Here is an 11,132-nt window from a genome sequence, read left to right on the forward strand (position 1 = left end):
GCTTCCAGCAGTCCGTCGCCGCACACGAACTCGGACACGCACTCGGGTTCTGCCACAAGGCCGACAACATCTTCTCCCTCATGTGGAAGAACGTCGCCAACCCGCCGGTCACCGGCCCGACCGACGTCGACAAGGCCAACTACAAGAAGATGTGGGGCTGAGCGTGAAGCACAAGCGGACCACCCTGACCGTCCTGGCCGCCGCCACGGTCCTCACCACCGCCGGCGCCGCCTGGTACACCACCCTCGACACCGCCGCCGACAGAACTCCCCCGGCCACCGCGCACGGCATGTGCCTGCCCGCGACCGACACCGACGAGGACAAGGCCGGCTACGCCCGCACGATCGTCCTGATCACCGTCGAGAAGACGGTGGAGTACCGCGAGGAGGACGAGGCCCCCGGCGGAGCACTGCTGTCCAAGGTCACGGTCGTCCAGCCGCTCAAGGGCTCCCCGCCCAAGACGCTGACGATCGGGCAGTCGGTCCTACGGCAGGCCGACGGCCGGTACGCGAAGACAAAGCCCACCTACATGCCACTCGAACCCGGCCACCGCTACATCGTCGGCACCGTCCCCGACCCCGCGTACGGCGACGGTTGGGTCTGGTTCGCCACCGCAGCCGACAACGACCTCACCACCGTCACCAACCGCTGGACCCGCGCCATCGACCACCAGATCGCCCCACACCCCGACCCCGCGTGCAACGACGTCATCGACACCACAGGCAGCCCCTCCGCCCCGTAGAACAGATAGCACCCCCGTACACGCACTGTGCCCCGCACCGTGGTCACCGGAGCGGGGCACAACAGGGAGCGCACCAACGACCAGTCGGCTCACTTCCCAGGGGTTCACCGTAGCGGCGGGACGGGACCCCCTGATGCGGCGTAACGGTTCGCCGCCGCCCGCACGAGGTACATGGTGAGCTCGCAGGTGACGGGCGCGTTGACGAGGCGCGGCGAGGTCAAGCCGCTGTGGTGCGGGGCCGTTCGGTGGACAGCACGGCCCACACTCGGCGTCCTTCGTCGGAGGTGTCGGTGCCGCAGCTGGCGGTGCCGGGGACGGCGGCGAGGTTGGTCAGGACCGTTTCGTCAGGACCGGTGTGGGTGTGGCTGAGGACGACGGCGAGGAGCATGCCGTTCTGGTCGGCGAGGTGGACGCTGATCCGCCGGCCTTCGTCGGCGGTGGCGGCGTCGACGAGGAGCCGAACCGTCTGCTCGAGGACATCGTCCTTGGGGTGCTCGTACCCCCACGCGCGGACCGTCTCGGTGACCTTCCGGACGGCCTGGGCCGCGGTCCACGGGTAGGCCGTAAGCGCCCAGTTCGCGGCGCGCCGGTCCTTGATGGCCATCCGCGGCCGCCGGGTGTCCAGGCGGGCCTGCTGAGGGCAAGAGAGCGGCAGGGAGCTGGTGACGAGCGTCGTCGACGGCCTCGGCCGTGGCGCCTCGACGGGCTTCTTCTGCGGAGGCGGCGTCCAAGGGTGGGCCGGCCACACAGGCCGTCCTGGCCCTCGCACTCACCAGGGCGGTCGCGGAGAGCAGCGCGGTCCTCGGACCATGCCTCCGGTGTCGGCGTCTCCTGCTCCTGATGGGTGTTCGGAACCACTCCAGGCCGCGGCGTAGGGCCCGAGAGCGCGGCCCGGAGGCGGCTCGATACGACCGCGCCGACGGTAGTTCGGATCGGCGACGGCAGGTCCCTGTGGAAATCCACGTAATTCCCCATCAGCAGCATCAGGTTCCCCAGCCAAACGTTCGAGTGCGGCGATGGGTGTCGTCTGTACTCCCGTCCGGATAATCCTGAGACGGCCTGCAGCAACCTCCGTATCTTGGCGCCATGACGGACGAGGCAGAGCCGGGGCTCAATTTGAACCGCTGGGGCGACACATCGGACCCGGTCCCGGAGCGGCGGGGTCCCCGCCAGGACGCGTGCTCGTGCTTCGATCAGTCCAGGCCGCATCCGCGAGCCCGAGTCGGATTCCACGCCGAGCGGCAGGACACCTCCGCTCCGGGCTGGCGCCACCTGCTGGAGCTGATCGACGAGGCCGCCGCCGACGGGCGCGAAGAGTTCCGCCCCCTGACCGGGCTCAGCCCGGAAGAGCGGCGGCAGATCATCACCCTGCCGCCGAGCATCGCCCAGCTGACGGCGGTCAAGCACCTTGTGCTCTACGGCAGCAATCTGGTCCGGCTCCCGCCCGAGATCGGGGCCATGACCAGCCTGGAGGAGTTCACCCCCTACACCTCCTACCGGCTGCACTGGTTCCCCTACGAGATCACCCGGTGCCGGAAACTGGCCCGCAGCACGGTGAGCACGCGTGCGTTGTTCGGCAACTACAAGCTGCGACCGCCGTTCCCGCGGCTACAGCCTTCCCCGGACTCCGTTGCGGACCTCGATCCGGGAGACCTGGATCCCCGACGGTGGGGCGCCACCGTCACCCACAGCTGCAGTGTCTGCGACCGCCCGATCGCACAGAGCGGACTCCATCAGGTGTGGATCTCCCTGCGCGTGGCCACTGACGTACTGCCCCTGCTGGTCAACGCTTGCTCGGCGGCGTGTGTTGTCGCGCTGCCTAGCGGTGCTCGCGACTACATCCCCACATCCCACAAAGGCGGCCGAGTTGACCAGCCGGCGTCCGACTGGGACTGATCAACCGAACCTCGCCTCACCCCCGGTCGGTCGAGAAACGACCACGATGGTGTGACGACGGATCGAACGCCTGGGCGGGGAAGCTGACGCTCGCGATGGGGAAATACATGACCGTCGACAGTCCCGCCCGGCAATCACCTGCCACAGGTGCTCCGGGGCCCAGCCCTCGGCCAGCATCCCCGTCACCGTGAGCCCATGGTCCCGCAGCGTCGTGCCCGTGAGCAGGAACTCGGGGCGAGCAGCACCGATGGCCATCAGCAGCTCGGCGCCCTCGTTGCTGCGATTTTCTGCGGAGCCCTGGGCCTGTCCGTCCCTCCGTCCTCACCATCGGCCGGACGAGCGTCGCTACTGGTGCGACTGTGCCCCGGCCAGAATTGCCCTGATGCCGTTGCGGTCTGGTGGAAGGCCGATGTCGTCGAACCACGAGGTGATGAGCTGGGTGTATCGCCAGCACTCGTCGCGGTCGGCGAGAGCGTCCAGGTAACGGTGCTGGGCCGGAGTCAGCTTGGCACCCTGCTCATAGCCAGAAGGGAATGCCGCGGCAAGCAGCGGTCCCCAGTCCTCGGCGATGGTGAGGTTGCTGCAGAACGGCACGGAAGCCATGGCGGACGGCAGGAGTTCCTCGAAGTCACTGACGCGGTCGATGGCCGTAGTCATTCGATGCGAGGCAGCGGGTCTCCGGCCCAAGGGTCGGCGGCGGTGGGTTCGCGGAACCAGGAGTCGATCGCTGCGGGGTCGAGCAGGGCGCGGAGGATCGTCCGCGTCGCCTTGGTGCTGCTGGCGCATCCCGAGGACAGAGCGGCGCAGGCACGGACCGCAGGGTCGGGGTCGGCGAGCCAGCCGGTGGTGTCCTCGCCCCATGCCCCGATGGTCAAGATGGCGGCGGCGCGTTCACGCCGGTCGGGGCTCTCGGCGAGGAGCCGCCGGAGGAACTGGGTGGTGCCTGAGATCCGATCGGCCAAGTCGGGAGATTGGAGGAGCGCAGCGGTAGCGCTGAGGGCGGCCTCTCGAACGGTGGGGTCAGGGTCCAGGAGGTGCGGGGAAACCGCGTCGTAGATCACGCCGCGGACAGCGCGGACCGCATCGGTGGCACCCGGATCGTTGCCGTCCTCCTCGTCGGCCGTCTCGCCGTAGGCTGCCGAATCCGCGATCTGGCCCAGCCATTCCAGCAAAGCCGCGCGCAGTGGCCGAGGGCGGTCGTCCCAGGTGGAGTAGTCCTCGTGGCGGGCCAGAGTGCGGGGATCGTTCAGCACCGCGGCGACGAACAACGCGGCAGGCGCCGTCGCGCTGTACAAGGACTCCTGGTGCAGGACGGACATGTCCAGCAGTTCCAGCGCTCCCGCTTGAACCTCCGAGTCCTCGTCCAGGAGCTGGAGCAGGCGAAGCGGTGTGTCCTGCGCTGCTCCGTAGGCATGCTCCAGCGCAGCCCAGTCGGTGCCTTTGATCACGGAACGCGGATCAGGCAGCCGGCCACCCATGGCCTGACCGGAGATCGGGTACTCATCCTGGCTCGTCACACAGAAAGCATCGCTCCTGCCGCTGACAAGCCTCACAGGAGGACTCCTCCCCGCCGCATTGTCGGGCGCACGGGGACGAGCTGTGGGCCTGCGACGTGCGGGCTTCCAGATAGGCAGTCCAATTGGTCGCGGCGCGGCGGCGCCACTGGACGGCCGTGATGGGGTGGAGGCCGTGCATGGAGCCGAGGACCGCGGGCGGGAGGTCGCACGCGAGGCTACCGGGGCGTTGAATGCCCGGCCGCAGGTCGGAAGGCCCCCGGCATCACCTACACGAGTGACACCCCCCATCCCCCTCCTGCCCAAAGCCGTCAGCGCTCGGGAGCGGAATGATGCGTCGAGCCCAGCTCCGCCTACTTGGAGTCCCAGACCTCGGCGAGCGGGACCATCCGGTCGATGTCGAGCTTGCCGGGGTCGGTGACCTCCTGGCCGTCGTAGTACGAGATCTACAGGCCGCCGGAAAGCTTGCAGCCGGCCGCGACGGCCGGGGCCTCGACCGCCTCGGAGAGCCGGCGACCGCCACGCGTTCCAGCCCCCGTACGGAGTGCCCGATGCCGCGCTCGGCTGAGCCGGACACCCAGGGCAGAGCGACCAGCACCCGCTCCCGGCCCGACCCGGCTCTGAAACCGACAGAGCAGCGATTCAATGGCCCCACTCAGCGGAAGAGCGCCTGCACGTAGTACACGGCGTGGCTGCGAGTGTGTCGGCAACGACCTGGGCATGCTGAACGTCCGTCGAGGCAGGCGAGGCACATGAGCAGCACATCTCCACCAAATCCACCAGACGATCCTGATGCGGACGGACCACCGGGCGGGACGCCTCACTCGCCCCCGAACGGGCCCCCCAGGCGCCGACGGTGGCTGTCAGGCTCCCATCGGTGGCAAACGCTCATCGCGGCGGTGGTCGCAGGGGTGGCAGCGGTAATCGCGGCCATCATCTCCCAGGACGACCCGACGCCGCCCGAGCCCACGACCCAGCCCCGCACCACCCACATCCAAGCGTCGGCTCAGCCCACGACCAAGCCCCCCGCAGTAAGGCCGGAAGCGCCGGAGCCGGACCCGGAACCCACGGTGGAGGGGCGTGTCACAGGGCAGTCCGCCGATCCTGCCCACCCTCCCGAGGGGATCATCGTGCACTTTGAGGGGACGGTGACCGGTCTCGACGCGGATTCCAAGGTCTTCGCGATGGTGACGCGCGCTGGCCCGGAGTCGCAGTGGCCAGTCGAACTTGCCGATGTCGACCGGCAGAGCGGCACGTGGACCGCGAACGTCGCAGTACCCGAGCCGACGCTTCCACTGGCCTACAAGACGGGTGTGATCTCGGACATCGACGACGGCATCCCTCATGCCGCCCCTCCGCCCACGGCACTTCAAAGGCTCCAGCGACAAGGCCCCGACGCCGCGGGGATCACCACCTCAACTCCGTTCCTGCCCGTATCACCTGCTCCTGCCTCTTCCTGAACCGTCGTTCCTGAGAGTCTCGGTACTCCAAATGCAACCTCAAGGCGCTCAGGCCCATCCGGTCGCCGACGTCGTCAACGCATACGTCGTCGTCGCGGTCCTGGCGTAACCCGTCCCGGTCATCGGTCCCAAGATCCGTCTGTCTGGCGCCTCGCGGCAGCTACGGTGGGTCTGGAGGTGAGCCGACTGGTCGTTGGCGCACTTCGTGCCCCCGCCCTGAGGCGGACTCCAGTGATCGTCGCAAGACGTGATCACTGGAATCTACCGCAGTGGCGTTTAGGCGCATGCTGGCACTGGAAGCGATCGCCAGGTGGGCCCTATGCCATTGGTGTGGGTTCCGGCTGCAGGTACCTGCCCCAAATCTGAGCCTTGCGGTACGCCCCCCGCCATCACTGTCGTGCTGCGGTATATCGAACGAGACCCAGTACTTCAGCTCGGCGGCCTGCGCCTGAGGGTGATCCACAGCCTCGGGGGCACCCATGTCGTCGATCGTGCCCAAGAACCCGGCCCTCCAGGGGTCGTCCCCTGTGCGGGGTCATGGCCACGCCCGACTCCCACCTCCCCAGGGGAGGCCACAGGCGCGAGCCTCGGACTCGCCAGATCACATGCCGGTGCCCCGGCTTCCCCTGTGAACGAGAGGGGAAGCCGGGGCACCTGGGCCCAGGATCAGCGGTGGTGGTGGCGGCCCCAGGACTCGGTGTCGACGACACGGCGGTGGTCGTCGCGCAGCGTCGCGGTGTCGGAGCGGTTGTCCCACACGTAGTTGCGGCGGTCCTGGTACAGGTCGGTGCGGGTGTCGCGGCCCTCACCGGTGTGGATTCGGACGGTGGCACGGCCTGCAAGGCGGAAGTCGTTGAACTTGTAGGTGTTGCCTGCCTCGTCCTTCAGGGTCCAGCCGTCGAGGTCGACCGCATGACGGGTGGTGTTGGTGATCTCGACCCACTCGGCGTTCAGCGACCGGTTGGAGCGGTTGTCGCGTCCGGGGCTGTCGGCCTGGACGGCGCTGATCTCCACCTTCGGCGTCCGGCGGTGGTCACCGTCGTGGGCGGAGGCCGGCAGGGCGACGACGGAGACCATGGCGCCGGCCGCGAGGACGGTGGCGGCGATACGGCGGGCGGTCGAAGCAGCAGACAAGGTGATGTCTCCTCAAGAACAGAGCTCCACCTGCCGATAACAGCTGGTGGGAGCGGTGCGGGTCTCGGTCCGGTGCGGGCCGAGGACCCGAACTCTGCCGCCCCCGCCAGCTGCGGCGGAATGCCGCTCGGGGCCCGTTACCGGGTATGGACATTTCCGTAACTGTCGCCTGTAACCGGCACGCATATGCGGCAGACGTGGCCCTGACATTCACTGACAGCTACACCCACCCGCCCGGTGATCAACGACAAGCCCTTGCGTGCTCCGGCGCACCACCGGGCGCGTCATCCGGCGCACTGGGCCAGTCGCGTGACCAGGCCGGGTAACAGGCGTCCTGCACATTTCTTCGCACGAACCGACCCCCATCGCACGTGTGGACGACTCGAAGCCGCGAAGGAGGCGGCGGCCGCGCGGCGCTGGAGGTCCGCCCCGTTGGAGCCCGCGGTCTGCAGGTGTGAGGTGTGGGGAACGCGGCAGTGGGAGCGGGCTTTGCTCGTGTTGTCGCCTGCGGTTCCCCCCTTCCCGCAGGCGACGAAATCCGTCCGGCGAGTTGTGTGGTCGGTGCCGTTGAGGACACCGGGGACGGACGGAGTACGCGTGCGGGGGACGTTTCCGCTGAATCGGTGATGGGCACGTGTGGCTGCCACCACGATGGGGGCATGAGCAACCAGGGTGTGGGGCCGGGTGGGTGGCCGGTGGTGGTGCGGGCGCTGGTGGAGCCGGTGGAGGCTGCGGTGGAGGCGGATGCCGCCGATGCCGCGGTCCGCAATACCGCTCTCGCGGTGCGGGGCCCGCTGTTCGGGGTGGCCGCACAGCACGAGGACGACGGCCGGCGGTGGCGGGTGGTCGTCGAGGTCACCCACAGCAGTCCGCAGGAGGCCCGTGACGCGCTGAACTCTCTGCTGTGGTTCCGGGCGAAAGACGAAGCGAAAAGCACGCTGGAACGGCGCGAGCTGCTGGCGGCGGTGGCGTGGCTGGAGAGTGAGCGGGTGGATGAGCTCATCGTGCTCGGTGTCCGCTACCGCGTGGTGCGGGCCGAGGAGTACGCGGGCCTCGACGTCCACGGTGACATCGAGATGCCGCGGCCCACCGACCCCGAACCCCTCCACCCCGACTGGAGCCCCGGCGCTGGCGCCCGTGGCCCGAGGGTCGATCAGGACCTGGTGCTGGACCCTGACGCGCCGCTGTCGCCTCTGCACGCGGCGGAGCGGATCTCCCTGCGCGCCCTGGCCTACAGCGGGACCAGGTTCCCCGATGCCGTACTGCGCGATTCCGCGCGGGCCGTCGACAGCCATCCGGACGTCGTGCTGATGCCGGCGGCATTCCTGATCGTCGAGCGGAAGAGCAACGGGTCCTGGACGCCGGGCGGTGGCCTGCAGGCCACCGCCCACGACGCACGCCGGACCCTTGACTCCGCCCTGACCTGGTTGGAGCCCCGCACACGCGGCCTCATCCCCTGCAACGCCGACCCCACTGTCGACGCCCGCACCACCGCCGCCGAGAACACCGGCAAGACAGCCGATGAGCTGGCAGAGCTCGCCCAGGCCGCGGACCGACTGCGCGCGGGCCCGAGCAACGAGATCGAGGCCGGCGACACCCACTACCGCATCGCACGCTCACGGCGCCTGCTGCGCTGGGGCCCCGACGGACCGGAAGGTCCCCGCCCCTCCGACCCCGACCACCACGCCCCCGCAGCCCTGCACCCCCACCTCGACGAGGACGGCACCGTGCACCTCGCCGAGCCCGAACGGGACGAATAAGCACCGCGACCGGCGAACCAGCCGACCCGACACCCAGACCCCAGCCCCGGCATCGGCTGAGACGCAGGCCGGACAGACGGACGGCCTCCGGTCAGTGACCGCGCCGGACACTCCTCTGACCTGGGCGCCGGTCACCGACCCGGTCACGGTCATTCCGCAGGTCACCGTCCCGGTCACCGCGATATCGCCGCACGGCCCGACGGTTCGGACACGACGCTGGTCATCTCCCACTGGCAGTACGCCGGAACCGGCCTCCTGCCCGAACTCGAACACCTCGCCGACCTCCTGGCCGCGAAACAGCAGACTCGACCCGAGCAAACCGAACCGACCCCGACGCTCGAAGCGCTCCGGTGACCGCGCCGGTCACCCGGTCGGTCACTCCACTGATCAGCTGACCAGTGCGGTCCGGGCGGGGGCCGTCGCGTGACCGCCGGCACGGAACTGCTGACGGTTCCCCAGGTCATGGCCCGCCTCCAGCTCGGCCGTTCCGCCGTCTACGACCTGCTCCGCACCCGCCAGCTCGCCTCGATCACCCTCGGCCGCGCCCGCCGCATCCCCGCACACGCGCTGGCCGACTTCATCTGCTACCGCCTCGAACAGGAAGCCGCCTGATGACCACGCCCCGCGACAACCCCGTCTCCCGCCGCACCCGGGCCAACGGCGACGGGGACCGTCTATCAGCGCAAGGGATGGCCGCTGGGAAGCCGCCGGATACGTCCTCGCCCCCGGCAACACCCGTCGCCGGGTCCGCGTCTACGGCTCCACCCGCAAGGACGCCCTGGCCAAGCTCACCGAGAAGGTCGCCGCCAGCAACCGCGGCCTCCCCGTCCTCTACGCGCAGGGCAGCGTGGCCGCGTACCTGACGTACTGGCTGGAGAACGTCGCTGTCCACCACCTCCGCGAGAACACCACACCCGCTACACCGCCTGCGTCGACCGCTACCTCGTCCCCGGCCTGGGCAAGAAGAAGCTCACGAAGCTCTCTGCCAAGGACGTCCGCACCTGGCTCAACCAGCTGCGTGCCACATGCCAGTGCTGCCGCAAGCTGCTCTCTCCGCTGACGCTGACCTACATCCACTCCGTGCTCAAGTCCGCCCTGGAGCACGCCGTCCGCGAGGAAGAGATCCCGCGCAACGTCGCCCGCAACGTCCGCACCGGCATCCCACGCCCCCGACGCTTCGAACCCCTCACCGCCGACGAAGCCCGCCAGTTTCTCGCGGCCACGCGCGGACACCGGTTGCACGCACTGTTCGAACTGGCTCTCCACACCGGACTCCGCAAGGGCGAACTCCTCGGCCTGTGCTGGGAAGACCTCGACCTCAACGCGGGCACCGCCGCAATCCGTCGAACCTTGCAGCGCACCAGCGCGGGCGGGCTCATCACGCTGCCCACCAAGACGCGGGCCTCCGAACGCCGCATCGCCCTCCCCACCCGCTGCCGCCAGTCGCTGAAGTACCACCGCGAGCAGCAGCAGCGCGAACGTGCGAGCGCGGGCACGGCGTGGCAGCGCAGCGGCCACGTGTTCACCACCGCGCAGGGCCGACCGATCGACCCGACCAACCTCACCCGCGCCTTCATCACGCTCCTCCGCTATGCCGGCCTCCGCCCATCCGCTTCCACGGCCTCCGCCGCTCCACCGCCACCCTGCTCCTGGAACAGGGCGTCGAACTCGTCGTCATCAAAGAACTCCTCGGCCACGCCCACATCGGCGTCACCGCCACCGTCTACGCCCACGTCCGACTCCGCCTCCAGCGAGACGCCATCAACGCCCTCAGCACCGCGCTCGACAGCCCGGAAAGCCCCAAGACCGCACGCTCCGACGGCGACGAACCGCCACGTTGCACCACCCGCGTCCGCTGACGTTGCCGTCAACTACTGCCGTCAGAAGCCACTGGAGCCCCATCAGCGACAGCCGATGGGGCTCCAGATTCGCTACCGCGAACGCACATGATGTCAAGAACTGCCCGGCTGTGCGCTGCACAGTTCACGTTCAGCGCGTGAGACCAACTCGCCGAAAGACAGCCGCCGTCCCGCTACATCGGAAATCAGCCGCTCACGCTGCGCAGTGTTCATGCGGCGACCCACAACTCGCTCCGCTTGGCGAAAAGCGGATGACTGTCTCTCGCCAACGCGTTCCTCCCACGGGATATCGGCCAGCAAGGAGTCGACCGGATCGCGTAGAAGCTTCTTCCAGCTACGTTCGATCAGGGCCCGCTCTGCGGGAAAGTGAGCTGAGAGCTTGCTAAAGAAATCCGCGCCGCGCGAACGCAGAGCCTGAAGGAACTCGGACTCATTAGCGATGGCCCTTTTAGTCTCCCCATCCCCAGAGACAGTTATCTGTAGCGCCCCCTTAGGCGCTCGATTAAATTCAACCTGGATGGGCTGGTCCGGGAATCTGAAGGAGCCTGCCCCCGTCGCCCGTAGCGTCGAAACAGAATCTGCCAGATAAGCCCACAAGGGGTACAGGTAGTCCCAGAGTCGAGTATCGACCAGAACACAGTCGCCAATAGCAATCTCGACTGCGCCTTCAATCAGGTCAATATCTGTAGAGATATCCTGAACCGACTCGAATTGAACGAACTCGTGGGGACGGATCATCGCGTAGCTCTCGACAACGATCATCGATC

At 68.6% G+C, this 11,132-nt stretch carries 11 protein-coding genes and 1 pseudogene; 7 read left to right on the forward strand and 5 right to left on the reverse strand.

Features of this window, described 5'->3' with window-relative positions; genetic code table 11:
- Together IE237_RS41680 and IE237_RS39550 are read left to right on the forward strand one after the other, a co-directional pair.
- Nucleotides 1-161: matrixin family metalloprotease (locus tag IE237_RS41680; protein ID WP_368858580.1), on the forward strand; the 161-nt coding region annotated here is incomplete at its 5' end.
- A 2-nt stretch (nucleotides 162-163) separates the two neighbouring features.
- Nucleotides 164-742, forward strand: a complete 579-nt coding sequence (locus tag IE237_RS39550; RefSeq protein ID WP_189807059.1) for a hypothetical protein — start codon at nucleotides 164-166, stop codon at nucleotides 740-742.
- Nucleotides 743-959: 217 nt separating this feature from the next.
- Here IE237_RS39550 and IE237_RS39555 read toward each other — a convergent pair whose 3' ends face one another.
- Nucleotides 960-1,346, reverse strand: a complete 387-nt coding sequence (locus IE237_RS39555; RefSeq protein WP_189807060.1) for a hypothetical protein — start codon at nucleotides 1,344-1,346, stop codon at nucleotides 960-962.
- 482 nt (nucleotides 1,347-1,828) lie between these two features.
- On the opposite strand from IE237_RS39555, the gene IE237_RS39560 reads away from it, so the two are divergent.
- Complete coding sequence (locus tag IE237_RS39560; RefSeq protein WP_189807061.1) at nucleotides 1,829-2,638, forward strand: leucine-rich repeat domain-containing protein; 810 nt, start codon at nucleotides 1,829-1,831, stop codon at nucleotides 2,636-2,638.
- Between the two features lie 345 nt (nucleotides 2,639-2,983).
- Here IE237_RS39560 and IE237_RS39565 read toward each other — a convergent pair whose 3' ends face one another.
- Both IE237_RS39565 and IE237_RS39570 read right to left on the reverse strand, forming a co-directional pair.
- Nucleotides 2,984-3,295, reverse strand: coding sequence for a hypothetical protein (locus tag IE237_RS39565; RefSeq protein ID WP_189807062.1), 312 nt, complete (start codon nucleotides 3,293-3,295; stop codon nucleotides 2,984-2,986).
- The gene (locus IE237_RS39570) at nucleotides 3,292-4,155 is read right to left on the reverse strand and encodes a HEAT repeat domain-containing protein (protein ID WP_189807063.1); all 864 of its coding nucleotides are present in this window, start codon (nucleotides 4,153-4,155) and stop codon (nucleotides 3,292-3,294) included. Before IE237_RS39570 ends, IE237_RS39565 begins: the two co-directional genes overlap by 4 nt.
- 1,145 nt (nucleotides 4,156-5,300) lie before the next feature.
- Between IE237_RS39570 and IE237_RS39575 the strand changes: the two genes are divergently transcribed.
- Entirely contained in the window at nucleotides 5,301-5,612 is a 312-nt protein-coding gene (locus tag IE237_RS39575; RefSeq protein WP_189807064.1) for a hypothetical protein, read from the forward strand.
- A gap of 666 nt (nucleotides 5,613-6,278) precedes the next feature.
- On the opposite strand, the gene IE237_RS39580 is transcribed toward IE237_RS39575, so the two are convergent.
- Nucleotides 6,279-6,689, reverse strand: coding sequence for a lamin tail domain-containing protein (locus IE237_RS39580; protein WP_189807076.1), 411 nt, complete (start codon nucleotides 6,687-6,689; stop codon nucleotides 6,279-6,281).
- 716 nt (nucleotides 6,690-7,405) lie between these two features.
- On the opposite strand from IE237_RS39580, the gene IE237_RS39585 reads away from it, so the two are divergent.
- The 3 genes and pseudogenes from IE237_RS39585 to IE237_RS39595 all read left to right on the forward strand — a co-directional run bounded on the left by IE237_RS39585 (nucleotide 7,406) and on the right by IE237_RS39595 (nucleotide 10,365).
- Nucleotides 7,406-8,506 carry a DUF5954 family protein gene (locus IE237_RS39585; protein WP_189807065.1) on the forward strand — a complete coding sequence of 367 codons (1,101 nt, stop codon included), beginning with the start codon at nucleotides 7,406-7,408 and terminating at the stop codon, nucleotides 8,504-8,506.
- Nucleotides 8,507-8,929: 423 nt separating this feature from the next.
- Complete coding sequence (locus IE237_RS39590) at nucleotides 8,930-9,118, forward strand: helix-turn-helix domain-containing protein (protein ID WP_189807066.1); 189 nt, start codon at nucleotides 8,930-8,932, stop codon at nucleotides 9,116-9,118.
- Nucleotides 9,118-10,365: pseudogene (locus IE237_RS39595) on the forward strand (tyrosine-type recombinase/integrase). Before IE237_RS39590 ends, IE237_RS39595 begins: the two are co-directional and overlap by 1 nt.
- Nucleotides 10,366-10,458: 93 nt before the next feature.
- Here IE237_RS39595 and IE237_RS39605 read toward each other — a convergent pair.
- Nucleotides 10,459-11,127, reverse strand: coding sequence for a hypothetical protein (locus IE237_RS39605; protein WP_189807067.1), 669 nt, complete (start codon nucleotides 11,125-11,127; stop codon nucleotides 10,459-10,461).
- Between the last annotated feature and the right edge of the window lie 5 nt (nucleotides 11,128-11,132).

It is taken from the genome of Streptomyces tanashiensis (genome assembly GCF_014648895.1).
GTDB classification, from domain to species: domain Bacteria; phylum Actinomycetota; class Actinomycetes; order Streptomycetales; family Streptomycetaceae; genus Streptomyces; species Streptomyces tanashiensis.